General features: G+C 66.9%; 23 protein-coding genes and 9 pseudogenes. 19 read left to right on the top strand and 13 right to left on the bottom strand.

Features of this window, described 5'->3' with window-relative positions; genetic code table 11:
• Positions 1–361 precede the first annotated feature (361 nt).
• Positions 362–982 (top strand): NADP-dependent oxidoreductase, encoded by a 621-nt coding sequence (locus OG972_RS01355; protein ID WP_266977846.1) that lies wholly within the window; start codon positions 362–364, stop codon positions 980–982.
• 163 nt (positions 983–1,145) lie between these two features.
• Here the strand turns inward: OG972_RS01355 and OG972_RS01350 are convergent, their stop codons facing one another.
• Entirely contained in the window at positions 1,146–1,574 is a 429-nt protein-coding gene (locus tag OG972_RS01350; RefSeq protein WP_266977845.1) for a VOC family protein, read from the bottom strand.
• Positions 1,575–2,294: 720 nt separating this feature from the next.
• On the opposite strand from OG972_RS01350, the pseudogene OG972_RS01345 reads away from it, so the two are divergent.
• Positions 2,295–2,486, top strand: a pseudogene (locus tag OG972_RS01345) (transposase); the annotation flags it as partial.
• Between the two features lie 144 nt (positions 2,487–2,630).
• Here the strand turns inward: OG972_RS01345 and OG972_RS01340 are convergent.
• The 3 genes from OG972_RS01340 to OG972_RS01330 all read right to left on the bottom strand — a co-directional run bounded on the left by OG972_RS01340 (position 2,631) and on the right by OG972_RS01330 (position 5,126).
• Positions 2,631–2,819 (bottom strand): ferredoxin, encoded by a 189-nt coding sequence (locus tag OG972_RS01340; protein ID WP_266990215.1) that lies wholly within the window; start codon positions 2,817–2,819, stop codon positions 2,631–2,633.
• 31 nt (positions 2,820–2,850) lie between these two features.
• Positions 2,851–4,047 (bottom strand): cytochrome P450, encoded by a 1,197-nt coding sequence (locus OG972_RS01335; RefSeq protein WP_266990213.1) that lies wholly within the window; start codon positions 4,045–4,047, stop codon positions 2,851–2,853.
• 635 nt (positions 4,048–4,682) lie between these two features.
• Positions 4,683–5,126 (bottom strand): hypothetical protein, encoded by a 444-nt coding sequence (locus OG972_RS01330; protein ID WP_266977844.1) that lies wholly within the window; start codon positions 5,124–5,126, stop codon positions 4,683–4,685.
• 387 nt (positions 5,127–5,513) lie between these two features.
• Between OG972_RS01330 and OG972_RS01325 the strand changes: the two genes are divergently transcribed.
• Both OG972_RS01325 and OG972_RS01320 read left to right on the top strand, forming a co-directional pair.
• Positions 5,514–5,768 carry a WhiB family transcriptional regulator gene (locus tag OG972_RS01325; protein ID WP_266977843.1) on the top strand — a complete coding sequence of 85 codons (255 nt, stop codon included), beginning with the start codon at positions 5,514–5,516 and terminating at the stop codon, positions 5,766–5,768.
• Between the two features lie 16 nt (positions 5,769–5,784).
• Entirely contained in the window at positions 5,785–6,117 is a 333-nt protein-coding gene (locus OG972_RS01320) for a YkvA family protein (RefSeq protein ID WP_266977842.1), read from the top strand.
• Positions 6,118–6,601: 484 nt separating this feature from the next.
• Here OG972_RS01320 and OG972_RS01315 read toward each other — a convergent pair whose 3' ends face one another.
• Positions 6,602–7,015: a hypothetical protein gene (locus OG972_RS01315; protein ID WP_266977841.1), complete on the bottom strand. Its 414-nt coding sequence runs from the start codon at positions 7,013–7,015 to the stop codon at positions 6,602–6,604.
• 288 nt (positions 7,016–7,303) lie between these two features.
• Here OG972_RS01315 and OG972_RS01310 point away from each other — a divergent pair.
• Positions 7,304–7,444 (top strand): annotated as a pseudogene (locus OG972_RS01310) (MerR family DNA-binding transcriptional regulator); the annotation flags it as partial.
• Between the two features lie 24 nt (positions 7,445–7,468).
• Here OG972_RS01310 and OG972_RS01305 read toward each other — a convergent pair.
• Positions 7,469–7,834 (bottom strand): IS3 family transposase, encoded by a 366-nt coding sequence (locus OG972_RS01305; RefSeq protein WP_266977840.1) that lies wholly within the window; start codon positions 7,832–7,834, stop codon positions 7,469–7,471.
• An 11-nt stretch (positions 7,835–7,845) separates the two neighbouring features.
• Here OG972_RS01305 and OG972_RS01300 point away from each other — a divergent pair.
• Positions 7,846–8,415, top strand: a pseudogene (locus OG972_RS01300) (transposase); the annotation flags it as partial.
• Between the two features lie 39 nt (positions 8,416–8,454).
• Here OG972_RS01300 and OG972_RS01295 read toward each other — a convergent pair.
• Positions 8,455–9,926 (bottom strand): annotated as a pseudogene (locus OG972_RS01295) (IS3 family transposase).
• 88 nt (positions 9,927–10,014) lie between these two features.
• Between OG972_RS01295 and OG972_RS01290 the strand changes: the two are divergent.
• Positions 10,015–10,830: pseudogene (locus OG972_RS01290) on the top strand (IS30 family transposase); the annotation flags it as partial.
• Here the strand turns inward: OG972_RS01290 and OG972_RS01285 are convergent.
• Positions 10,778–11,386: an IS3 family transposase gene (locus OG972_RS01285; protein ID WP_266977839.1), complete on the bottom strand. Its 609-nt coding sequence runs from the start codon at positions 11,384–11,386 to the stop codon at positions 10,778–10,780. The pseudogene OG972_RS01290 and the gene OG972_RS01285 sit on opposite strands and share 53 nt — an antisense overlap.
• A gap of 37 nt (positions 11,387–11,423) precedes the next feature.
• Positions 11,424–11,732 carry a transposase gene (locus OG972_RS01280; protein WP_266366366.1) on the bottom strand — a complete coding sequence of 103 codons (309 nt, stop codon included), beginning with the start codon at positions 11,730–11,732 and terminating at the stop codon, positions 11,424–11,426.
• Positions 11,733–11,808: 76 nt separating this feature from the next.
• On the opposite strand from OG972_RS01280, the pseudogene OG972_RS01275 reads away from it, so the two are divergent.
• The 8 genes and pseudogenes from OG972_RS01275 to OG972_RS01240 all read left to right on the top strand — a co-directional run.
• Positions 11,809–12,603, top strand: a pseudogene (locus tag OG972_RS01275) (MerR family transcriptional regulator); the annotation flags it as partial.
• Between the two features lie 885 nt (positions 12,604–13,488).
• Positions 13,489–13,956, top strand: coding sequence for a nuclear transport factor 2 family protein (locus OG972_RS01270; RefSeq protein ID WP_266977838.1), 468 nt, complete (start codon positions 13,489–13,491; stop codon positions 13,954–13,956).
• Between the two features lie 671 nt (positions 13,957–14,627).
• A complete protein-coding gene (locus OG972_RS01265; RefSeq protein ID WP_266977837.1) occupies positions 14,628–14,852 on the top strand; it encodes a hypothetical protein in 225 nt (74 codons plus the stop codon).
• A complete protein-coding gene (locus tag OG972_RS01260; RefSeq protein ID WP_266977836.1) occupies positions 14,842–15,099 on the top strand; it encodes a hypothetical protein in 258 nt (85 codons plus the stop codon). The genes OG972_RS01265 and OG972_RS01260 overlap by 11 nt, the downstream gene beginning before the upstream one ends.
• 367 nt (positions 15,100–15,466) lie before the next feature.
• Positions 15,467–16,381 (top strand): SDR family oxidoreductase, encoded by a 915-nt coding sequence (locus OG972_RS01255; RefSeq protein WP_266977835.1) that lies wholly within the window; start codon positions 15,467–15,469, stop codon positions 16,379–16,381.
• A gap of 59 nt (positions 16,382–16,440) precedes the next feature.
• A pseudogene (locus tag OG972_RS01250) lies at positions 16,441–16,824 on the top strand (hypothetical protein); the annotation flags it as partial.
• A 314-nt stretch (positions 16,825–17,138) separates the two neighbouring features.
• Positions 17,139–17,426, top strand: a complete 288-nt coding sequence (locus tag OG972_RS01245; RefSeq protein WP_266977834.1) for a hypothetical protein — start codon at positions 17,139–17,141, stop codon at positions 17,424–17,426.
• Between the two features lie 4 nt (positions 17,427–17,430).
• On the top strand, positions 17,431–17,691 hold the full coding sequence (locus OG972_RS01240) for a hypothetical protein (protein WP_266977833.1): 261 nt from the start codon (positions 17,431–17,433) through the stop codon (positions 17,689–17,691).
• Positions 17,692–17,758: 67 nt separating this feature from the next.
• Here OG972_RS01240 and OG972_RS01235 read toward each other — a convergent pair whose 3' ends face one another.
• On the bottom strand, positions 17,759–18,289 hold the full coding sequence (locus tag OG972_RS01235; protein WP_266990211.1) for a DoxX family protein: 531 nt from the start codon (positions 18,287–18,289) through the stop codon (positions 17,759–17,761).
• Between the two features lie 854 nt (positions 18,290–19,143).
• On the opposite strand from OG972_RS01235, the gene OG972_RS01230 reads away from it, so the two are divergent.
• The 4 genes and pseudogenes from OG972_RS01230 to OG972_RS01215 all read left to right on the top strand — a co-directional run.
• Complete coding sequence (locus tag OG972_RS01230; RefSeq protein ID WP_266977832.1) at positions 19,144–19,320, top strand: hypothetical protein; 177 nt, start codon at positions 19,144–19,146, stop codon at positions 19,318–19,320.
• A pseudogene (locus tag OG972_RS01225) lies at positions 19,317–20,102 on the top strand (enoyl-[acyl-carrier-protein] reductase FabV); the annotation flags it as partial. The gene OG972_RS01230 and the pseudogene OG972_RS01225, both read left to right, overlap by 4 nt.
• 78 nt (positions 20,103–20,180) lie before the next feature.
• Positions 20,181–20,594 carry a transposase gene (locus OG972_RS01220; RefSeq protein WP_266977831.1) on the top strand — a complete coding sequence of 138 codons (414 nt, stop codon included), beginning with the start codon at positions 20,181–20,183 and terminating at the stop codon, positions 20,592–20,594.
• 86 nt (positions 20,595–20,680) lie between these two features.
• Positions 20,681–21,319 (top strand): annotated as a pseudogene (locus tag OG972_RS01215) (transposase); the annotation flags it as partial.
• Positions 21,320–21,325: 6 nt separating this feature from the next.
• On the opposite strand, the gene OG972_RS01210 reads toward OG972_RS01215, so the two are convergent.
• The 3 genes from OG972_RS01210 to OG972_RS01200 form a co-directional block, all read right to left on the bottom strand.
• Positions 21,326–23,584: a recombinase family protein gene (locus tag OG972_RS01210; protein WP_266977830.1), complete on the bottom strand. Its 2,259-nt coding sequence runs from the start codon at positions 23,582–23,584 to the stop codon at positions 21,326–21,328.
• Positions 23,520–23,699: a hypothetical protein gene (locus tag OG972_RS01205; RefSeq protein ID WP_266977829.1), complete on the bottom strand. Its 180-nt coding sequence runs from the start codon at positions 23,697–23,699 to the stop codon at positions 23,520–23,522. Before OG972_RS01205 ends, OG972_RS01210 begins: the two co-directional genes overlap by 65 nt.
• A 94-nt stretch (positions 23,700–23,793) precedes the next feature.
• The gene (locus tag OG972_RS01200; protein WP_266977828.1) at positions 23,794–24,297 is read right to left on the bottom strand and encodes a helix-turn-helix domain-containing protein; all 504 of its coding nucleotides are present in this window, start codon (positions 24,295–24,297) and stop codon (positions 23,794–23,796) included.
• Positions 24,298–24,364 lie beyond the last annotated feature (67 nt).

Genomic DNA, 24,364 nt, shown 5'->3' with positions numbered 1-24,364 from the left:
TCGGTCACGGTGCCGGCCGCGAGCGTCGGCACCCGCCGGTCTTCTTCGAGGCTTGAGCCCAGGTGTTCGGTAGGCGTCGCGCCGACGTCGGCGTCCGGCACCGCGGCCGAGAGGGCGGGGCAGACGGCGATACGGGGGACCGAGTCTCATCTCAGGGGTCGAGCCCCTGGTCTACGGTGCGGTTCCCCCAGTACCGTCCTCTGCCTTCCCTGCGTCGAAGCGTGACTCCGCTCTCTCGGTCCAAGTCTGGCGGGCCGGTTATGCGAGGAGCGGGCATCTCTTCATTGCCCATTAGGTCTACGGGCTGATCCCGTTCACCCGGGACGGGGCGGCAGCCGAGTACGTTGCCGTTCCCGCGAACATGCTCGCCGCGAAGCCGTCCCAGTTGGATCACGACCGCACGGCGGCTGTACCGCTCGCGGCCCTCACCGCATGGCAGGCGTTGGTCGACCATGCCGAGCTGCAACCGGGACAGCACGTCCTGGTTCACGGCGGCGCCGGCGGTGTGGGCACCTTCGCCGTGCAGATCGCTACGACACTGGGCGGGCGCGTGACGGCCACCGCCTCCGCGCGTGACACGGACTTCGTCACCGCGCTCGGCGCGCAGGGGGTCATCGACTACCGGGCCGAGCGGTTCGAGGACCTGGTGCGGGACGCCGACGTGGTGCTCGACCTGGTGGGCGGAGAGACACAGGACCGCTCCTGGGTGACTCTGCGGCCCGGCGGAACCCTCATCAGCATCGTGCAGCCCCCGGACCCTGAGAAGGCCGCTGCCCACGACGTTCGCGCCCTGTTCTTCATCGTCGAACCCGACCGGGTCGGTCTGGTGGCCATCGCCGAACTGATCGACAAGGGCCGGCTGATGCCGGTGGTGGACCGTGTGGTGCCACTCACCGAGACCCGCGCGGCCTACGAGGCACTTGTGACCGAGCACCCGCGCGGCAAGGTCGTCCTCCATGTGGACGGCAACCGGAGCACCTAAGTTCTGTCGTCGAACTGCCGTCTGCCGCACGGCGTCCGGCGCGCACGCCGGCTGTGATGTCGGCAAGTCTTCGTAGCGGAGCTACGAGGACTTGCCGGCGCCTTGCGATCGCACGCACCAGATGCCGCGTGGCCGCCCTTCTGGCGACGACGGCAGTTCGACGCTAGGGGCGGAGGTAGGGCCGGGTCATGATCTCCATGTTGTGGCCGTCCGGGTCGCCGAAGTACGCGCCGCGACCACCGAACAGACGGTTGATCTGGTCGGGTTCGGTGTGGCTGGGATCGGCGTAGTAGGTAACACCAACTGCTTCCAGACGGGCGATCATGTTGTTGAACTGTTCGTCAGGCACGAGGAACGCGTAGTGCTGCGACTGGATCGGCTCGTCACGCTTTTCGTAGTAGTCGAGCGTCACCCCGTTGCCGAGGTCGACGGGGAGGAACGGCCCGAATGGAGCGCCGACCTTCAGCCCCAGTATCGCGGCGATGAACTCGGCCGACAGCTGCCGGTCTGTGGCGTAGATGGCGGTGTGGTTCAGGTGGACGGCGGTCGCCGTCAGTTCGGATTCGTACGGGTAGTTCTGATCGTTCGGCATGTGTGAGGTGTGTCTCCGGGTCTTGGGATCCGCTGGGACGGGCGCCACATACGGGCGTCAGGCAGGAAGACACGGAAAAGGGGCGGGGATCTTGCCCGCCTCGCCCTCACGCCGAGGCCGGGAACCTCACTCGTGCATGGCTCATGGCCGACCCGGCAGTCATCTGACCGACTTTAGTGATCACCACGGGCTGAGGCAATACCGTTCCTGGGCCGTGCGCCGGCCACCGGTGCGATAACGTTGGAGGGAGCAGGTTGCTCAGTGCCCTGAGCATGAGCATGGCGGCCGTGGTTCGCCCTGTTCAGGAGTGCCGTACTTACCGCGCAGCTCAGCGACTACACCCATGTGTATCGGCGTGCTCCCCCGTCTCCGTACCTGGCGCGCGCGGTCGAGGACTCCCGGGACTCGGTCCGGCGGGACCCCTTCGTCGCGTCATGCGTGACGTCCGGCTTCACCCCGGACGATCGGTCGCAGGCGGCCGAACCGCTTACCGAGCTCGGTCTCGTCGCATCGGGACTGTGTGGCGCTGGTCCAGCGGAGCGTGCTCCGCGACGGGACCGAGGAAGCCGTGGTACGTGAACTGCCATTGCTCGCGACATCGGTTCAGCTGCGGGCCACCTGACACCGGGGCGATCTGAGACCGATGGAAGCGGACTTTTGGCACACGCTCCTGGGGGGGGGGAGGGGGGAGGGACGTCGGGCACGAACCGGGCCACGACGCAGCCGCTCACAGTCAGAGTGATCGACTACACGGTCGATGACGGCCGGGACAACCCCGAGGAATACCGGCTGCTGACCACGAACCTCGACCCGGCCGACGTCGGCGCCGAGGACCTCGCAGCGGTCTATGCCCAACGATGGGAGATCGAGACGACCTTCGACGAACTGAAGACCAAGGGCTGTCCCGTCATCCCTGGCGGGCGCACGACGACGGCTACGACACCTCGCCGCGTCGTCGGAACGGCTGAATACGCCCAGTCTGAGGACGCTCCGCCGCCTTGCGATGCACCGCATCTGACACCGCGCGCTGTTTCGCCAGGGATTACGGGAGAGTCCTCAGGTGATCGTGATCGCTTGTACAGGGCAGGCGCGGGCTGCCTCCCCGACCAGGGGGCCGGCGGCGCCGTCCTCGTGGTCAGGCAGTAGTTCGCTGAAGCCGTCGTCGTCCTGGGTGAAGACCTTCGGCGCGGCAAGCACGCACTGTCCGGAGCCGATGCACACATCCGTGTCGATATTGATCCGCATCACAACAGGGTCCTTTCCGTTCGGTTTTCGTTCACCACGCCACGGGCAGTTCAACCATGCCTTGGATGGTGTCACCCGGTTTGAACGGGATATCACCGGCGGGTACCGCCAGCCGTAGTCCCGGAAGACGGTCGAAGAGCGTACGCAACGCGATCTCCATCTCGGCCCGAGCCAGATTTTGACCGAGGCATTGATGGATACCGAAGCCGAAGGCGACGTGGTTGTGAGAATTCCGTCCGAGGTCCAGTTCGTCCGGCGAGGGATATGCGGCCTCGTCCCGGTTGATCACGGACGTGGACAGAATGACGCCGTCCCCGGTCCGGATTGTCACCCCGCCCACCTCGATGTCCTGTGTAGCCACCCGTGACATTCCGTCAGCGATGGACAGGAAGCGGAGCAGTTCCTCGACGGCAGCAGGCATCAAGTCCGTGGAGGCGCGCAGCCGGGCCAACTGGTCGGGATGCTGCAGCAGAGTGAAGGTACCGAGCGAGATCATGTTCGCGGTCGTCTCGTGACCGGCCACGAGCAGGATTTCGGCCATTCGGACCAGTTCGTCGTGGTTGACGGCCCCGGTGTCGAGCTGCTGGGCGATGAGCTCGTCGAGCAACCCTTCGCCGGGGTCGGACCGTTTGCGTTGGATCAGGGCTCGGAAGTATTCGTCGAGCGCGTCCCGCGCGTCATCGATATCGCTGGCTGCAGGGCCGCGCAGCAACCTGCGCGACTGCGACTCGAAGAACTCGTGGTCGGCGTAGGGCACCCCGAGCAGCGCACAAATGACCATGGACGGAACGGGCAGCGCGAAGGCACTGACCAGATCGGCCGGTGGGCCCTGCTCGATGATCGCGTCCAGCAGTCTGTCCACGGTCTCCTGGATCAGCGGCCGCAGGGCTGCTGTGCGCTTGACCGTAAAGCTCGGAATCAGCATTCGTCGTTGGACGTTGTGCTCGGGGTCGTCGAGACCGATCAGTTCGACGCGTCGCGAAGCGGTCTCTGCCACCCGCTCGGTGAACACGGGAAACGCAGGGTTCTCCCGGTCGGCCGACAGCCGCGGGTCGACCAGCAACGCACGCGCCTCCGCATGCCCGGTCACGAGCCACACGGTGCGGCCGTCGAAGAGCCGGGCGGGCGACACCGCCTGTGGTCCCCGGTGCGCAGGCCGGTACCCCGTCGGCGGGTGGTAAGGGCAGGTTCGGTCCTGCGGAAAGGAAATGGTCTCAATATCTGCCATGGCGGACCTCGCAAACAGGGTGGGGGATTCCTGCCGGCCTCTCCCCACTGGATTCCTCAGGCACCCAAATGGTCTAGTCAGTGTTCGGTCAACTCGCCGTGGACCGTCGATTTCGGCTGCTTCCTTGGCCGGGCGTTGTGAGCGACCGAGGTGATGTGCCCGGATTTCCGTACGTAGTCGGGCACGCGTCACATACGGAGTGCGTGCCTGTGGACCCATGAATCAGGACTGCACTGAGAATGAGGCGATGAGTTCGGCCATGTTCTGCATGTGCGGTTCTGACTCACGTACGTCATACACGCTGAGGAAACCGATTTCGGTTGCCACGCCGACGTTCACGAGAACGGAGGGTGTCCGACCATCCGCTGAATGGAAGGGCGGGACGCTTCCCCTGCACAGGGCAATAGAACCGATGGCTCTTGAGGTAACTGTCTACCGCACCGGGCCGCGGCAGGATCGGTTCCCACGGCGGTCGGTCGCACCTTCTTCGACCTCACGGATGCGATCCTCACCGTCGGCAATCACACCCGTCGGTCCCGGACAGGCCACCGCTGGCGGGGCCGCCGGAGACAACACTCCTGAGTTCGCCCGTATCTCGTCTCTCGTCTCCGGAGCGGTCCTGAGAATCTGCTGGATCAGCCCAGCTGCTCTTGCTGGCCCAGGAGTGCGACGATGCGCTTCGCAGTTTTCTCGCCTGCCCGCTGCTTGATCAAACCCTCCTTGGCAACGCCACGGACGGACGCAACGGTGCGTTCCGGACCGCCGTCGGTCAGACCGACGGTGATCAGAACGGGATTCATGTTCCCGAATCCACCTCCGACGATGGCCCTGATGACCTGTTCCGCATCGGTGGGCCGCGCGCCTTCGGCTTCCACCAGATGTCCTGCCCGAGCAAGGACGCCGGTCACATGATCGGCAGCGATACCCAGTGACACGGCCAGCGTCACGTCGATCTCGTGCATGTTCTTCTTCAAACGCTTCGCCGCGAACGCTGCCCCGCGCCGACCGCCGGCCCCGCCGCCACTTGCTCCCGCCGCGCCCAGCGCATCCGCCAGAATCTGGTCCTCGTCGTCGGTCACGGCCGCAGCGTACTCCTCAGGCAAGGGCGCTGGAGTAGCCCCGAGCCCGATTGCCGAGGCCTGACTGATTCCTTTCGGTACGAGACCCGCATCGCATCGACGCGGACAGAATGTCATTCTTGCCAGCGCCGAAGGCCCACACGTCCCCGTCAGCGGTCAACCCGCCCCGGACCTCGCCGGCCGGGGCGGGGGCTGAGTTTCACTGTCTCCGAAAGGCCTTCCCCGCGCCCGCCGGGATCCATGCCACCTGCTCGATACGGCAGAGCAGGACCGTTCCACGGGGGACATCCGCCGCGTGTACAGCTCGCGATGGGGTTTCAGGGATCCGATGCAGGTCACCCGTAAGGCACGAACCATACGGATAACCGGCCATGGGAAGTGAGACACATGGAGAACTGGCGTATGCAGGCGGCCTGTCGTGACGAGGACCCCGACCTGTTCTTCCCCATCGGGAGCACAGGTCCGGCGCTGGTGCAGACCGACGAAGCGAAAGAGGTGTGCCGGGGATGCCCTGTGCGGGAGCAGTGTCTGGAGTGGGCCATGGAGAACGGTCAGGACTCCGGCGTATGGGGCGGGCTGGGTGAGGCCGAACGGCGTGCGCTGAAGCGACGCACGCGCAGGCGTGCTCAAAAATCCGGATGAGGACGGACTATGCACCATGGACACCAGGGCCTGGATTCTCGTCGGCGCGGTCGCCGCACTACTCACGATGGGGGCTGCCGGCCTACTCCTGGTCAGGCTGTTCCGCGCAAGGAAGCTGCTGATGGACGCGGGTGTCCCGCTGCGCAGCAAGGCGTTGGTGTCGGCCGCGGTGATCTATACCGTGTGCCCTGTCGACCTGATCCCCGACCCCGTCTATCTGGACGACATCGCGTTCCTGTTGCTGGCCCTGCGTTCTCTCCCTGCCCCCGGCCCAGGGCGGCTCGGGCGCCGCGTTCCTTGCGAAGGTCGGCCGGGCCCCGGCGTCCGACGAGAGCGCGGACATAGTTGATCGGGACTGAAGCAGGTGACATACGGTAGTTGCGCCGCCTCCGTCGCCCGCCTCGACCTCACAGATCTGGATCCCCGCCGCTGGGGCACTACCGCTGTGGACACCGGCAGCGTCTGCCAGCACCCCATCGAGCAGGGTGGAACCCACCAGGTATGGCTCTCCATGCCAGTGGCCATCGACGTGCTGCCACTCCTGGTCCATGCATGCTCGACAACGTGCCTGGCTGCGCTGCCCGCTGGAGGTGAGAACCACATCAGCTCATTTCACATGGGCGGCCGCGTCGAACAACCCGCTGCTGACTGGGACTGATCAGTGAGCAGCGGGATACCGGGTGCGTGGCATCGACGTACATCACCCTGCACCCGGACCTGAAGGCAGCTGCAGCTCATGACGGTGTTCCCGGGTCACTACCCTCACGGACGCCGCGCCGATATGGCACGCCGTTGTGATGGTCGGGCGAAGCCTCGGGCCGGCCTGCCTTGTGTCACAGATCGTGCTTGCGTTCCCAGCCCGCGCTGGTCAGCACCTTGGCGAAGTAGTCGTTCGGCGGCTTGTTCGTGGCACTCGGCAGACGCTTGTCGTGCCGCAGTTTCCCGCTGTAGCCCTTGAAAGCCGCAATGGTGGCGTGAAGACAGTTGTTGGTGTGCACGTTGTATCCGCGGTTCTTGACGGTCGAATACCAGGACTGGGCGGCGCGCAGGTCGGCGTCGGCTGTGTTCACACAGCGATACTGCTTGTAGTACTGCCGGTTCAGATGGTCCTGGTCACGGACCTTCTTGAAGTGGCTTCGAGCCTGTTCCCATGTTCCACCCCGAATCCACCCGGCCATCGGTGCGTCGTTCTGGCTGCCGAACGATCCGTAGAGCCAGTGGTTCGTCCTGGCCCTGTCCTTGATCATTGGGGCGCCCGTCCGGTGTCGTACCCATGTAACGCACCCTTGCACAGTCCACTGAGGTGCGACAGATCGTGGCCCGGCGGTGCGCCGAGCAGGGCATCGGATGGAGCGATGGAAGCGTAGGCCCTTTCGGGCAAGGCGCATTTCCGTAGCCGAGCATGCTGCTTGCGTACGCAGACGGGAGGCCTCGACGCGTCCGTGCAGCTGGCCGGGCTCGCGCGGGAGTGTGGTTTGCTACCGCCGCCGGGCTGGGCTTGAGTCTCCAGTAGGGGGAGACGCGAAGGTGGGGGCATGGACGGCGACACGCTCTACTCGATCGGTGACCTGGCCCGGCGCACCGGTCTCACGGTCAAGACCATTCGGTTCTACTCCGACCGTGGGATCGTGCCGCCGATCGATCGCAGCCCGGCGGGCTACCGCCTCTATGAGGTTCCCCCGGCCTGCGGGAGATACTGATCAGCTGGTCAGGAGGGGTTGACGGGGTTTCAGGTTCGTTCGTTCGGCCGTTGCCTGGTCGGCGTAGTACTTCTCCTCGAACTCGATCGGACTGAGGTAGCCGAGCCGCTTCTGGATGCGCCGGGAGTTATAGAACCCATCGATGTACTCGAACAGCGCCAGGTTCGCCTCGGCCCGGGTGGCGAAGACGCGGCCGCGGATGCACTCCGTCTTGGTGATCATCCACAGGTTCTCCGCGAGGGCGTTATCGTACGAGTCCCCGACCGAGCCCATGGACGCCTGAACCCCCGCTCGTAGTAGGCGAGTTGTGAGCTTGATCGACGTATATTGGGTGGATTCAACCGGTCGTCGCAACACCTCGATCATGGAGGTGTCCGATGGGGCGACCGGCAGGGTGGACGACGGCGGTGACGGGGCGCCCGGCGATGCGGTCTCCGGGCAGGCCACCGGTCCGCCGGGATGTGGAGCGTGCCTTCTGGAAGAAGATCGCTGACGGGCTGACCAGCGAGGACGCGGCGATCGCGTGCGGCGTGTCGGGGCCGGTCGGCTCGCGATGGTTCCGGGAACGTGGCGGTATGCCGTCGATCGAGCTGGGCCCGGTGTCGGGCAGGTATCTCTCCTTTGCAGAGCGCGAGGAGATCGCTGTGCTGAAGGCTCAGAACACCGGGGTCCGAGAGATCGCCCGTCGGCTGGGCAGGCACCCGTCCACTGTTTCGCGGGAACTGCGGCGCAATGCGGCCACCCGCAGCGGACAACTCGCCTACCGGGCGTCGATCGCGCAGTGGAAGGCCGAGCTGGCCGCGCGGCGGCCGAAGCCGTCCAAACTTGCCTGCAGCGAGCGGCTGCACGAGTACGTCCAGGACCGCCTGGCCGGAGAGATCCACCGCCCGGACGGCATGCCGGCGCCGGGACCTGCGGCACCGCCGTGGAAGGGACGGAACAAGCCGAGCGGAACCTGTCAAAGCGATCAAGGCAGGTAGATCGTTCTAACGCTGTGCTGGGATCAGTGGGCCGTCTGGTGCCGGCTGGTTGATCCAGGCCGCTGCGGGGACCTTCGGGGGCTCTGGTGGCTTGCGGACGAAGCGTTCAGGGTGCTTCGCGTAGACCGCCTGGAGGACGTCGGCACGCATCTCGCGGAGCTGCTCGGCGAGACCGAAGTGCACGTCGTAGGGCGTGTGCAGGCCGATCCCGGAGTGCCGATGCTCCTCGTTGTACCAGGTGAAGAACTGGGTGCACCACGCCCGGGCGTCCTCGAGAGATCCGAAACGCTCGGGAAAGTCGTGCCGGTATTTCAGGGTCTTGTACTGGCTCTCGCTGTACGGGTTGTCGTTCGACGTCTTCGGCCGCGAATGCGACTTGGTGACGCCGAGACCGGCCATCATCTGGGCGACGTTCTGCGCGACCATCGGGGACCCGCGGTCCGAGTGGATCGTCAACTGCCCGGGTTCGATGCCGTACTTGGCGATCGTCTCGGACAGGAACCGCTCGGCGAGGTCCTTGTTCTCGTGGGCGGCGATCATCCAGCCGACCGTGTAGCGGCTGAAGATGTCGATGATCGTGTAGAGGCAGTAGTAGACGCCCTTGACCGGCCCCTTCAGCTTCGTGATGTCCCAGCTCCAGACCCGGTTCGGGCCCTCGGCGACCAGCTCGGGAACGGTCCGGGGTGGGTGGACGGCCTGACGGCGGCGTTCACGGACCTCGCCATGTCGTCGCAGGAGCCGGTACATCGTCGACTCCGAGCACAGGTAGACACCCCGGTCCAGGAGGACCGCGTAGATCTCGGCGGGCGCCATGTCAGCGAACTCCGGGGAATGGAGCACATCGAGGACCCGTATCTCCTCCTCGGGTGCGAGAGCGCGGGGGTGTCGGCGCCGTTCCCGCCGCGGCTTGGCCGGGGCGGGGCTTCGGCGGTGTTGGCGGTAGTAGGTGGCACGGCTCACGCCGAGCGCGGCGCATGCCTGGACGCGTCCGACCAGCCCGGTGAGCTCTTCAAGGGCCTGGTTGCGGGCGGTGTTGAACGCCACGGCCGCGAACTGGGCCCCGGTCACTGGTTCTTCTCGCCGTTCCTGTTCGGGGCGCTGTCCGTGGCGAACTGGTCGAGCAGCGCGGAGAGTTTTCCCTGGACCTCGATGACGGTGCGGGCCTTCGCGAGGTCGGCTTCCAGGCGGGCCTTCTCCGCCTTCAGCTTCGCGATCTCCTTGTCCCTCGGGTCCGCCTTCGGCCGTCCGGCCGACGCGGCGAGCCCGTCCAGGGCGCCCTTGTCCCGCTGCTGCCGCCACGTCGTGATCAACGACGAGTACAGACCCTCCCGCCGCAGCAGAGCGCCCTTGCCCTTCTTGTCCAACGTCTCGTACTCCGCGAGGATCCTCGCCTTGTACTCCGCGGTATACCGGCGCGGACCGGTCGAACGGGCTTCTACCTGCGGATCAGGGGTCCCGTGGTCATTCGTGCTGGCCACCCGGGCACTACTCCTTCTCCGCCCTCGACTCAATGAATCATCCAGTATGCCTGACTCGATCTACTTTGACAGAGAGGGGAGGCGCCAGGACCGCCGTTGGGTCAACTCGTGGAGTCCGCAGCAGATCTCCCACCGGCTCAAGGTCGACTTCCCCGATGATGAGTCCATGCGCATCTCTCACGAGGCGATCTACCAGGCCCTCTACATCCAGGGCCGCGGAGCACTCAAGCGCGAGCTGGTCGCCTGCCTGCGCACCGGCCGTGCGCTGCGGGTGCCCCGGGCTCGCACCTCCGGCCGGGGAAAGAAGTTCGTCACCGAGGACGTGCTGATCAGTCAGCGGCCGGCCGAGGCGGAGGACCGGGCGGTCCCCGGCCACTGGGAGGGCGACCTCATCATCGGCCTCAACAGCTCCGCGATCGGCACCCTGGTCGAACGCACCAGCAGGTTCACGATGCTGCTGCACCTACCGCCCATGCCCGGCCACGACGGCACACGGGCCAAGAACGGCCCCCCACTGGCCGGCCACGGAGCCGCAGCCGTACGCGACGCCCTGACGGAAGCGATCACCCGCCTACCCGCCCAACTACGCAAGTCCCTTACCTGGGACCAGGGTTCGGAAATGGCGCAGCACGCCGAACTCCGCATCGACACCGGCCTGGAGATCTACTTCGCCGACCCGCACAGCCCCTGGCAGCGCGGCACGAACGAGAACACCAACGGGCTGCTACGGCAGTACTTCCCGAAGGGCACCGACCTCAGCAGACACACCCGCGAGGATCTCGCTGCCGTCGCAGCTGCCCTCAACGGCCGCCCCCGCAAAACCCTGGGCTGGAGGACACCCTCCGAGACTCTCAACAGTCATCTACTATCAACACAAAACGGAAGTGTTGCGACGACTCCTTGAACCCGGGTTGACAGCCGTGATCCGCGTGATGAATGAGCTGTCCGGGCTCGACCTCGCGGGAAGCGAGGGCGTACTCGAGCGTGGACAGCACCAGGTCGGCGTCCGCGCGGGCGGAGGTCTCCCAGGCCACCACCCGGCGGGAGAACGCGTCCCGGATCGCGGACAGCCACAGGGGCCCCTCGCTGGTGGGGATCATCGTGAGGTCGGTGACCCACGGCCGGTTCGGCGCGGGCGCCGTGAAGTCGCGCTCGACCAGGTCCGGGGCGAGCGTGGCCCCCGGATCACGGCGCGTGAAACCCTTGCGTCGCGGGCTGATGCCCGCGATGTCGGCCTCGCGCATCAGGCGCTCGATCCGTTTGCGGCCCACGTGCACGCCTTCGCGCTTGAGGGTCGCATGGACGCGCGGCGAGCCGTAGATCCCGCCGGAATCGGTGTGGATCTGCTTGATCTGTTCGGTCAGCTCGGCGTCCCGGCGCACGCGCTCGCACGGCTCGCGCTCCGCGCGGCGCCAGCGGTAGTAGGTGGAGGAGGCGATTGCAGTTCCCGAAGTACGCACTCGACTCCCAGGTCTCGATGCTCGGTAAGGAGCTCGATCACCTGGGCCGGGTCGGGTCGAGTTGCGCCGCGAAAAACGCCGAGGCCGTCCGCAGAACCTCGTTCGCCCGCTTGAGCTGGGCGTTTTCCTTGCGCAGCGCCGCGAGTTCCGCTCGCTCGTCGGTGGTCAGCCGGTCGTCGCGCTCGCCGGCGTCCGCCTCGGCCTGCCGGATCCAGCCGCGCAGGGCCTCGGGATGGACACCGAGGTCGATGGCGAGCTTCTTGATCTGCGGCTTGGGGTCCGCGGTGCGATACATACGCACTGCGCGGTCACGCAACTCGAGCGAGTATTTCCTGGGGGCAGCCATGGTCGATGTTCCTCTCATGAGTCCCATCTGACCCGCCGTCACTTCTTTCCGCATCTCGGGGGAACCTCACTATGACATCGATGCCGTCGCACGCCTCGACTTCGTACGAACGCTGCGTGACCTGGGAATGGACCTTTCCACGATCCGGAAGGTAGTGGATCGGGAGTTGTCACTCCCGCAGGTCGCGGCTGCGCACGCCGAGGCCCTGGCAGTGCAGATCAGGACCCTGCGCCTGCGTCGTGCGGTGTTGACGGCAGTGGCCAGACGCGGGTCCACCCTTGAGGAGATGGAACTCATGCACAAGCTGGCCAGACTCTCCGAGGACGAACGCCGTTGCCTGATCGGTGATTTCCTCGACGCTGTCTTCGTCGATCTGCACGACAGACCCGAGTGCGCAGCCGCCATTCGTTCCATGACACCGGAACTGCCCGACAATCCCGAAGCGGAGCAGGTCCAGGCGTGGGTGGAACTGGCAGAGCTGTCTCAGGATCCGGACTTCCGTGCCGGCATGCGGGGGATGGCCGAGGACCACGTGGCAGAGCGTACGAAGGACGGGACTACGCGACTGGCCCGTGACGTTGCGGCGGTGGTCCGTGACCAGGTTGCCCCCGCGCTTGCAGACGGCACCGACCCGGCCTCGCCCAGGGCGGATCCGGTCATCGCGGGGATCACGGCGCACTACGCGTACGTCATTGCCGGACCCGACGACGTCGAGGTACGGCGTCGGCTGCTGACCTGGCTGGAGGCCGCGAACGATCCGCGTCGAGACAGGTATTTCCGGCTGGTCGCAGTGATCAACGGCTGGACCGCCCCGCACAGCCTGACGCCGGCATTCGACTGGACGATTCAGGCCTTGCGCGCCCGGCTGTAGTCATGGCGAACGGCTCGTGAAACGGCATGGCCGGACGACTCGAAACATGCCGCTTCCGGCTTGCGGCGACATGCCCGATTCCGGGTCCCTACCGGCCTTGTCGTCGTAGACGATGATCCGCAACTCCCGTGCTCCTCGTTCAGCAAGATGTCCCACATGCTTGGGGGTCCGCCACTGACGCCGCCGTGGACCGGGCCGGTGCACGGCGGCGTCAGTGGCGGGGCATGCCACGGGGCCATGGGGTCGGTCTGCTGCCGCCTGGATCTTCCTCCACCACTGGCGGCGAACCTCTCGGTGGCCGCGCGTTCGGTGGCTGCTTGCGCCCTTGCGCCCTTGCGTTCAGTGGAGGCAGGGGGCTGGGGGGATCGGTGACGCAACCTTGTCCGCTGGAGCCCTTCAGCGCAGGGAAGGCGGTGGCCGCCGCCTTGAGATGTCCGAGCCGGTCCAAATGGCGCCGCTCGCACCCATCGAGCGTAGAGGCGGACGGTGGGGGTGCACTGGCCAGGCGCGCACGCGCTGACGTTCGTGAACGCAGCCGAAGCTCAGGTCTGCAGGACGCACAGTATCCAGGTTCCGATCGGCATGGCCTGATGCTGAGTCGACATCATGGCGGTAACCGAGAATCGACGCGTCGAAAACAGCGTAAACCGTTGTATAAGTGCGGATTGAGGTCGGGAGTGGAAGTGACAGCCGGACCGGCGTATGTCCTGGGATCAACCAGGATCGGCGAGTGCCCGCACGACGACAGCCAGGTGGTGTCCGGCGAGACCGGCCGGCATGACGTTCGTGCCACGAATCGCCATGCGGTGGGGCCCGGACGACTGGCAGGCATGTACAAGCGGCCCTAGCGTCGACGTCAGAGTGCCCAGCCCCGAAGGAGCAGTCATGATCACGCGCCCGCCCCTTCCCCCGTTCACACGGGAGACCGCAATCGAGAAGGTCCGTCAGGGAGAAGACGGTTGGAACACACGTAACCCGGAGAAGGTCGCCCTGGCCTACACAGTGGACTCACGATGGCGCAACCGGGCGGAGTTCGTGACAGGACGCGACGAGATCGTCGCGTTCCTGAGGCGCAAGTGGACCCGCGAGCTCGACTACCGGCTGATCAAGGAACTGTGGGCCTTCGACGGCAACCGGATCGCGGTGCGGTTCGCGTACGAGTCGCACGACGACTCCGGCAACTGGTACCGGTCGTACGGCAATGAGAACTGGGAGTTCGACGAGAACGGGTTGATGACCGTACGGCACGCCTGCATCAATGACCTGCCGATCAGGGAAGCGGACCGTAAGTACCACTGGCCGCTGGGCCGCCGCCCGGACGACCATCCCAGTCTGAGTGACCTCGGATTCTGATCCCGGAGCTACGGACGAGCCCGGGCCGCCGCAGTGGCCTGATGTGTACGGGACTGGTGCGGGGGACCGAGGTCGAAGGCGCGACGCGGTACAGCTTGCTGGGTCTCCAGGGGGCCGTGTCACCGAAGTTGTGCGACGGCCCCAGCCGAACAAGGGGAGGCAGCACCTCACTGTTGCCGCAGCGTTCGTTGCCCCTCTCGGCCCAGCTGCGCGCCGGGTTGCCGAGATACGGAAAGGCCCCGTTCCGAGCATGGAACCGGCCACGCGACGTCCGACGACCGTGGTGGGGTGTCCTCGGCAAGGCCCCGGGCGAGCGTGCGCGAGGACTTATGGGTTCCTTCGATCGGCGCCCACGGACCAGCCAGTAGGGTGTCGGCAGCCGTGATCGTCACCCGCCAAGCGGTGACGGCTGTCTGACCACCCAGCTCAGGCGCTCGCAGGCGCCAGGAACGGGGAATGGGCTCAGCTCCCAAGCCAGGCCGACCAGAGCTGCGGCGTACCGGCCTCGTGGAGCCTCACGCGTACGCCGGGGTGTATGAACCTCCATGAATCATGGAGTTGCTGAAATGGTTGTGGCGTCCATGTGACGAAATGCGGTGGACAGGACACCAGCGTTCCTCAGACCCCGCTACCGTTGTGCCACGAGTCAGTTCAGCCCTCTGGAGCCCTCGATGAGCGAACAGCCGGCCGCCGCCCGCCAGCCGCTGGAGCCCCCGGCCGCCGATGCCGTACGTTCCTACGCTGCAGCCGAGCGGGCCAAGACGGACACCCTTGCCTCGGTCCTGGAGGACATCGCCACCAACGGTTACCCGGCCCCGGAGACGGGCGTGCTGTGGGAGACCGCCCGCGACGCGCACCTCGCCACCCTCGCCGACAAGCAGGCCCGTGTCGCCTGAACACGGACCGCGGCGCTCCCGGGTCATCACAGTGGAGCCCGCGCTCACGCAGCTCACCAAGTTGACCGCGGGCGAGACTCACCGTCTGGACCGCGCGATCGTGGCCATCTCCGTCAACCCCGAGCTCGGCACCCTGATCCCGGGAAGTCTTCTGCGAGATTACGTCGACGAGATCGACGGGGTCCGGGTGATTTCCTTTGTCACCGCCCTGCAGACGATCACAGTGGTGGCGTACATCGAGGCATAGCCGAGAGCCTCTCCTGCGTTCTGCAGTTCCGCAGCAATACCTGGCTTCTTCTCGACGGGGCAGCGCAGTGTTGGCTTGGCTACACACGGTGCCCACGGGGCCGGGGGCAGCGCCAACAGCACAGACCGGGCCGCCGCCAACTGCCGCACCTTGATGTCGTGCACCGCGCGTGGCGGGCGCGACGCACGCGAGATCACCTCTTCCTCCCTGCCTGTCCGGTGCAAGCGATCCCTGCGTATCGATCCACGCGATGCAGCAGCCACGCTTCGGAAAACACGACAGAAGGTGTCCAGTTTCTGCGCAACCATCGTGTCGGCGCTGGCACGGGCGTTGGCGCAGCGCGGCACGTGGACACGGAAGGATGCGCATGTCAGCAACATTGGATGGAAAGGTCGCTCTCGTCGCAGGGGCGACGCGGGGAGCCGGCAGGGCGATCGCGGTGGAACTCGGCGCTGCCGGGGCAACCGTCTACGTAACCGGTCGCAGCACACGGGTGCAGCGCTCGGAGTACAACCGCCCCGAGACGATCGAGGACACCGCCGATCTCGTGACCGAGGCGGGAGGTCACGGCATCGCGGTCCCGACCGACCACTTGGTTTCGTCCCAGGTCCGAGGCCTGGTCGATCGCATTGCATCCGAACAGGGCCGACTGGACATCCTGGTCAACGACATCTGGGGCGGCGAACTCCTCTTCGAATGGGACGCCCCCGTGTGGGAGCACGATCTCGACAAGGGACTGCGGCTGCTCCGGCTCGCGGTGGAGACCCACGCAATCACCAGCCACCACGCTCTTCCCCTCCTCCTGCGGAATGACGGCGGACTGGTGGTCGAGATGACCGACGGCACCGCCGAGTACAACCGGGACACTTACCGGGTCTCGTTCTTCTACGATCTCGCCAAGGCCGCGGTGCTTCGCATGGCCTTTGCGCTGGGCCACGAACTCGGGCCACGTGGCGGCACAGCGGTGGCACTGACGCCCGGGTGGATGCGTTCGGAGATCATGCTCGACCACTTCGGCGTGACCGAGGAATCGTGGCATGACGCGCTGGAGCGTGAGCCGCACTTCTGCATCTCGGAGACCCCGTTCTACGTGGGGCGAGCCGTCGCTGCCCTGGCCGCCGATCCCCGGGTGAGCCGTTGGAACGGGCAGTCGTTGTCCGGCGGTCAGCTCGCCCAGGTTTACGGTTTCACCGACGTTGACGGCAGCCGACCACATGCCTGGCGTTACATCGTCGAGGTTCAGGACGCGGGCAAGCCCGCCGACGCGACTGGATACCGCTGAACCGCAATCAACTCTCGTGTTTCGGCTCGGTGCCGAAGGCTCGGGCGCGGAGTCGGAGGATTCTCCGGATCGCCGCCGATCGGCCGTACTTTTCCGGGAAACAACGCAAGCACGGGATGAACGTTCAGGTCAACGCCGACCACGCCGACATCCCGTGCTGGGCCGACCGGGGGATACCGGAGTGCAGGCGGCACGGTCCGCGTTCCCTCCCGCAGGCGTTGAGGCAGCCTGTCAGCCGGACAGTAGGTCCACATCAGGTCCCACGTGAAGGTCCGCGCGCGTGGAGAACAGACCAGGTCCACTCTCAGGACCTGGTGATTCGCGCGAAGCTGCGATGCAGCACCACCCGCTTCACCGGCCTGGTCAAAGCCGTCCTCACCCTCCACCTCATACCGGCAACATGGGTGGGGAGAGGCCCACGGACGCATGATCGGTTGCACTGAACGTGGCGAGACAGCCGCCGCAGAAGACGCCACGCTGACACCGAGGGCCAACGGCAGCAATAGCGTCAGCCAACTCGTAATCTGCTGCTCCAGCCGTTGTCGGGTTTCCTCAAGAGCATCCCGCAGAATGATCAATGGAGTGATGGGGTCCCGCTCGGTGTCAGGTTCATCAGGTCGCGGGGGGTACTGGAATGGCGCGGGGCGAAGAGGTGGAAAGGCAGCGACGACTTGCGGGACGTGATCGAGTCGCTCCTGCCGAGGGCCGACCGCTGTACGCGCCACCCGGATCGCATACGTCTGAACGATCGGCGGAGTTGCAGGAGATTCTGTCCGTGCCGCACACGGCGATTGCCTGGGAGTATCTGCCACCGGAGTGGGGGCTCCCGCTCGGGGATAACCTGCTGATGAAGTCCACCTTCACCAAAGAGCAGTCCGGAATCTGCCCCGAGTGCTACGCCACCCGCACCGGGTGGCACCGTTCTCGGGCTTCACCCCACCCTTCGGCCTCACCACGCCCGCCGGCACCCTCGATCCCCCCGTGCGCCGCTGTCCTCACCGACCCGAGCGGCCGCACCGTCGTCGTCACCGTCCACCAGGAGTAGCCCCATGACCACCGAGCAGGAAGCCCGCGACGCCATCCACCACGCCTTCGGTGAGGCGGCACACGTCGACATCGAAACCTTCCCGGCCGGGAACCTCTCCATCACCATCACCAAGGGAAAGCACGCCGCAACCATCGACGGGCATCCTGAAAGCGGCTGGGGCTGGACCGTCGACCCGGGCGAGGACGACGGCTTCAGCGGCCACGAGAACGTTGCGACCACCCTTGACGAGGCGCTCGCCAACGTGCGTGCCGCACTCATCTGACCTGAACGAAGGGCTCGAGCAGCAAGATCCAAAGGCCGACTGGCCCCGCCTCAAAGAAATGGCCGGGCTAGAGGCCCAGCACGATGGCGGCGCCGATGCCACCGAGACACAGAGCGAAACCTGCTTCGCGCCAGCCGCCCTTTCCCCAGCGGAAGGGGTGGTCCAGGGCGAGCCGACCGGGGCCGGTGGCGGCAATGCCAAGTGCAACGACCGCGATGCACACGTTGTACTCCACGCCGCCTTGGTATTCCCACAAACCGTGTGATGCGGTAACGGTCACCATGGCGTTGATCATCACACCGATCAGGGCAGCCGCTGCCAGTGGCGTGAACAGTCCCAGAGCCAGTCCGATGCCTCCCAGGAACTCGGAGCCACCGCCGATGACGGCGTAGACGTTTCCAGGGTGATATCCCAGCGCGGCGAACCCCTTGCCCGTGGCGGTGAGGCCGTCGCCACCGAATAGGCCGAAGAGCTTCTGGGAGCCGTGCCCCGCCATCAGCAGGCCGAATGTGATCCTGATAAGCAGCAGACCGCAGTCGCCGGCGGACACTGCCGGCCGCGCCGCAACGTGGGCCGCAGGTTCGGGGGAGGCGCGCAGCCGCTCAGCGATGTAGTTCACCGGGAACTCTCCTCTGCCCCGATACCCCGGGGCGGTGCCGACGGACCACCACGGAAGCAGCAGGGCGCGTTGTCCAGTCACCATGACGCCTTCGAGGCATGCCATGCGTGGAGGACCGCGACGCTGCCGGGACACAGCCAGAACTGGAAGACAGCGGGATCACCGCCGCGTTCGCGCGTCATTCCGGTCAGGCCGCCGGTCGTTCTCGATATGAGTATGTGACATCGGCTTGTCTTCCATGATGACCCCTTTCCCCCTTCGGTGCCGACTGCGCGTCCGGGAAGGGAGGAGGCATGCATTTCCTACGGCGTGCTGTACTGCCGGCCGGGCCGGCAACTGTGCCGGACGCCAGGAGTGCCGCCGTCCCGGCAGGCTCTGCAGCACGGGCGCTGCCGACAGAACGCGCACCGTGGAATCCGCATCGGCTTGCGCGGTCCTCCTGCAGGACCCCCACCGGCAGTCCTGACCCGCATACGCCTGCAGGGCCGTTTGACCTCAGGGAGTGACACGTGTCGACCAATAAATCGAACATCTGATCTAATATGGTGATGGAGTCGATTCCAGATCCTGGTCGTAGTCCGGGGATCGTGCGGCTCGGACGGCGCCCCTCGATCCCGCCGCACACCGGTGAACAAGGCGAAGTCGGTCCCCGCTCGGCTCGTGCCGATTCGCGGTGCGCGAGCGCGGTCGTGGTGAGCACGAGGAACGCGCGGCGGTTGGGTGGAGCCACCATTTCCTCCGTTTCCACCGTGAAGGCAGTGCGACTACCGCTGCAGTCGCCGTTATGAGGTGCGTCGAACGTCGAACGCAGGCATCCACCGGGGCAGACCGGCGTGGCCGGCCTCGCCCTGCTCGAAATGGTGGAAACTCTCCAAGGTCGCCTCATCATTACTGTTCCCGACGAGGTGACCGTCCGGGTCCATACGGTCCGAGACTTGCAGGACGCGGTGAGCACTCCGGTGGCCGCCGTGCCCCTGGACATGTCGACCGGCAAGGACAACTCCTCATGACCGAACGTATCGTCAGTTCCCGCTCCCGCGGATTCCTGTTCCTCGACTCACACCCTGCCGGCTGCACCCGGCTCGTCCAGGACATGTGGCAGGCCGTCCCCGAACCGGCGGAGGAGGGTCGTCCGGACGCGGACGAGGCACCCGTCGCGCTCGTGATCGGCTCGTCCGCCGGGTACGGGCTGGCCGCCACCATCGCAGGACTCGCCAGGGCCGGTATCCGGGGCGTCGGCGTGTCCTTCGAGAAGGCGCCCGGCCGCCGAACCGGAACGGCCGGCTGGTATCGGACTGCTGCAACGGCCGAGCTGGCCGCGAAGCACGGGCGGGACTTCGTGTTCCTCAACGGCGACGCCTTCTCCGACACCCTGAAGGACCAGGTCGCCGACCTCCTCGACGAGCGGTTCGGCGGGAAGCTCGACTACCTCGTCTACTCCGTCGCGGCCCCCCGCCGTACCGACCCCGACACCGGCGTCATGTACGCGTCCGTGCTCAAGCCGATCGGTGAGGCGTACCGCACCAAGACCCTCGTCTTCGACGGCGACAGGGCACCCGAGGTCACGACAGTCGAGACCGGGCCGGCCGAGGGTGACGACATTGAGCAGACCGTCGCCGTCATGGGCGGCACGGACTGGGCCCGTTGGATCGACCACCTCGCCGGGCGCGACCTGTTGGCACAGGGGTTCGCCACTGTCGCCCTGTCCTACATCGGGTCGCCGCTGACCGCCTCGATCTACCGGCAGGGCACCATCGGTGCGGCCAAGGCCCACCTGGAACAGACCGCCCGGCCCTCTCTGTCAAAGTAGATCGAGTCAGGCATACTGGATGATTCATTGAGTCGAGGGCGGAGAAGGAGTAGTGCCCGGGTGGCCAGCACGAATGACCACGGGACCCCTGATCCGCAGGTAGAAGCCCGTTCGACCGGTCCGCGCCGGTATACCGCGGAGTACAAGGCGAGGATCCTCGCGGAGTACGAGACGTTGGACAAGAAGGGCAAGGGCGCTCTGCTGCGGCGGGAGGGTCTGTACTCGTCGTTGATCACGACGTGGCGGCAGCAGCGGGACAAGGGCGCCCTGGACGGGCTCGCCGCGTCGGCCGGACGGCCGAAGGCGGACCCGAGGGACAAGGAGATCGCGAAGCTGAAGGCGGAGAAGGCCCGCCTGGAAGCCGACCTCGCGAAGGCCCGCACCGTCATCGAGGTCCAGGGAAAACTCTCCGCGCTGCTCGACCAGTTCGCCACGGACAGCGCCCCGAACAGGAACGGCGAGAAGAACCAGTGACCGGGGCCCAGTTCGCGGCCGTGGCGTTCAACACCGCCCGCAACCAGGCCCTTGAAGAGCTCACCGGGCTGGTCGGACGCGTCCAGGCATGCGCCGCGCTCGGCGTGAGCCGTGCCACCTACTACCGCCAACACCGCCGAAGCCCCGCCCCGGCCAAGCCGCGGCGGGAACGGCGCCGACACCCCCGCGCTCTCGCACCCGAGGAGGAGATACGGGTCCTCGATGTGCTCCATTCCCCGGAGTTCGCTGACATGGCGCCCGCCGAGATCTACGCGGTCCTCCTGGACCGGGGTGTCTACCTGTGCTCGGAGTCGACGATGTACCGGCTCCTGCGACGACATGGCGAGGTCCGTGAACGCCGCCGTCAGGCCGTCCACCCACCCCGGACCGTTCCCGAGCTGGTCGCCGAGGGCCCGAACCGGGTCTGGAGCTGGGACATCACGAAGCTGAAGGGGCCGGTCAAGGGCGTCTACTACTGCCTCTACACGATCATCGACATCTTCAGCCGCTACACGGTCGGCTGGATGATCGCCGCCCACGAGAACAAGGACCTCGCCGAGCGGTTCCTGTCCGAGACGATCGCCAAGTACGGCATCGAACCCGGGCAGTTGACGATCCACTCGGACCGCGGGTCCCCGATGGTCGCGCAGAACGTCGCCCAGATGATGGCCGGTCTCGGCGTCACCAAGTCGCATTCGCGGCCGAAGACGTCGAACGACAACCCGTTGCCATCACACTGCGCTCCTTCGGGATTCTGCGGACAGAGCGGCCTGTTGGGCCGCGATGCGGTCGCTGAGCCTGATGCCCTGGGCGACCTCGGGTGCGGGGTGGTCGGGGCCGGGTGGGTGGAAGAGGTAGCAGTTCTTGTCGTTGTAGGCGATGCCGTGGATGAGGCCGGTGCGCCGCCAGATCTTGACGGTGGTTTCGCTGACGCCGATCGCGTCGGCGTACTCGGTGAAGCTGAGCAGGCCGCGTGCCCGCAGACGGTCGTAGCGGTGGGTGAGGTGGTAGACGTCGCGGATGTTGCGGACCAGCAGGGCGGTGAAGGGCTGGCCCTTGCCGCTGGCGTGACCACGCGCGTTGAGAATCGCGGCGATCTCGCGGTGGGTGTGGTCCTCCAGGAGCTGGTCGATCAGGTCGACGGTGGCCGCGGGGGTCTTCCAGACCTTCCCGCCGGCCAGCGGCATGGGGAGGTTCAGGGTGTGGTGCTGCCCGGCGGACAGCCGGATCTGCGCGGTGATCTGGTCGGTGCGAGTGAGGGTGACATCGGTGATCAGGAGGCGGGCGATGCGTTTGCGTTCCCGCATCGGGGTGTCGGCATCGGCCCACAGGCGGTGGACGTCGGCGGCCAGGGTGCCCAGCCGGTCGCGGACGGCTGCCTCGAGCGGGGCGGCCTCGCTCTTGGCGCGTTCGTAGGTGTCCTTGGCCTCGGTGACCTCGCGCAGGGCGCGGTTCCAGTCGGCTTCCAGGGCGTCGGCGACCAGGCGGTTGTCGGGGTCGACGGCGAGGTAGCGGCGCCGGGCGAGGTCGGCGTGGTGCTGGGCCCGTTTCACGTGGCTGGCCCTGAGCTGGTCGGCCTCGGCGGCGCGGGCGGTGAGCTGGTCGGTGACTTTCAGGGCGGCGTCGATGGCCAGCGGGGTGAGAGCGCCCAGGACGAGGCGGGCGACGGCGGCGTCCAGGGCCTTGCCGGGCAGGCGTTCGCAGATCCGGGCGCCGTCCTGGATGGCATGGGTCATGCACCGGTAGTCGGGCAGGAGTTCGCCGCGGTGCAAGCGGTAGCCGACCGTCATCCGCCGGCCGCACTTCCCGCAGATCACCAGCCCCTGCAGCAGCGCCGGCCCTTCCCGCGGCGGCCCGGCCTTGCTCCCCTCGCCCCGGCCGGTCGCGTTGGACAGGAGCAGTCGGCCGTTGTCCTCCCACTGCTCGAAGGAGAGGTAGCCCTCGTGGTGGTCCTCGATCAACGCGGTCCACTGCTCGCGCGGGACGTCGGACAGCGTGGTCTTCCCCTCCGGGGTGCGGCCGGAACGTTTCCGTCCGTAGACGAACGCGCCCGCATAGCAGGGGTTGTGCAGCATGTTCAGTACCCGCCAGTGCTTCAGCGGGCCCCAGACCAGCTCACCCTTGTGGGCGCCGGTGCGGATCCGGGCGGGGAAGGACAGCTGGTCGGCGGCGAAGGCGATGACGACCTGGCGGGCCGAGCCACTCGCCGCGAACAGGGTGAAGACCCGCTCGACAGCGCCGCGGACCGCGGCATCAGGGTCCTTGACGATCCGGTCCAGTGGATCATGGACATAGCCGATCGGCAGGCACTGCTTCAGCTCCCCGCGCCGGGCCTTGGACAGCTGACCGCCCCGAAGACGCGCCTTGAGCAGGTGCAACTCCGCTTCGGACATGGTGCCTTTGAGCCCAAGGACGAGACGGTCGTTGAACGAGCGGGGATCGTAGAGACCGTCCTCGTCCAGGATCAGCGTCCCGGTCATCGCGCAGATCTCCAGGAGCCGATGCCAGTCGGTGTTGTTCCGCGCGAGGCGGGACACCTCCAGGCCGAGCACGATCCCGGCCCGCCCGAGCGAGACCTCGGAGACCAGCAGCTGGAAGCCGTCCCGGCCCGCCGCGGAAGCCCCGGACTGTCCCTGATCGGTGTCGATCACGGTGATCTGGCCCTCGCCCCAACCCAGCGCGATGGCCCGGCCCCGCAGCGCGTACTGCCGCTGGGTGGACTCGGTGTTGTTGACGACCTGCTTCAGCGAGGACTGACGGACATAGAGATACGCCCCTCGCCGGAGTTGATCAGCGGTGACCTTCCCCGCTCCGGACGGCTGATCCTGCATGACGGACTCCCTTACGAGCGCAACACTCCCGGTGACGGTGACGGTGACGGTGACGGTGACGGTGACGGTGACGGTGACGGTGACGGTGACGGGATCAGGGTGGCTGGAGGCGTCCCAGGACCAGCGAGGCCAGGGCGTCGACGAGTTCGGCTGCGACATCAGCGGTGACATCGCCCCCGGCCGCCGGGGCCGCAGGCCCCGGCGGCTTGTCACGGACGGCGACCAGAGCGAGGATCGCGCGACTCCAGGCGGCCATGCCCGAGCGGGCCAGCACCGCGAAACCGTGCCGCCATCCACCGCCGTGACCGTGAACGACCGCGGACCGCAGCCGCTCGTACTCCTCCGAGGTCCTTGTCCCGCCGTCCGCCTCAGCGGTCGGCGCCTCGTATGTTCTCCTCCTGGCCGTGGGCCCGGGCCTCGCGCCTGCGGGCCAGGGCCCGCTCGACGGACCGCGGGTGCACGGTGATCCCGAACGACTCGGCCACCACGACCGCCAAGGCCGGCGCCTTCAGCCCGGGGTTGGTCTCCAGCAGGGCCTCGAGGTGTTCCATGACCGGCCCGGTCAGCTTGCTGGGGCCCTTCGGGCCGGGCTTGCCCGGCGCCAGAGCCGCCGGGCCGCCCGCGTCCAGCGCGGCGGCGATCGCATAGAAAGACTGCCGGCAGAACCCGAACGCGGGCGCCGCCCGCGCCACGGGCACCTTGTCCACCCGCACCCGGCGCACCATCTCGTACTTGACCTGCACCAGATCGTACGGATCCAGGAACGGCGAGTTGATGAACGCCTCGTCCACCACCTGCTCGGGCCGCGGGTTGAGCGTCCGGGACTCCTCCAGGGCCCGCACCTTCGCCGGATCGACCACTCTCGTCGCCATGCCCGCCTCCTCTCCCGATGCCTGTCACCAGGATTCCGGCGCCACCGGGCCCGGCCAACCCCCAGGC

This window comes from Streptomyces sp. NBC_01669 (assembly GCF_026339735.1).
Lineage (GTDB): Bacteria > Actinomycetota > Actinomycetes > Streptomycetales > Streptomycetaceae > Streptomyces > Streptomyces yanii.
The sequence above is the reverse complement of the archived record's forward strand: the minus strand, read 5'-3'. Positions and strand labels throughout refer to the sequence as shown.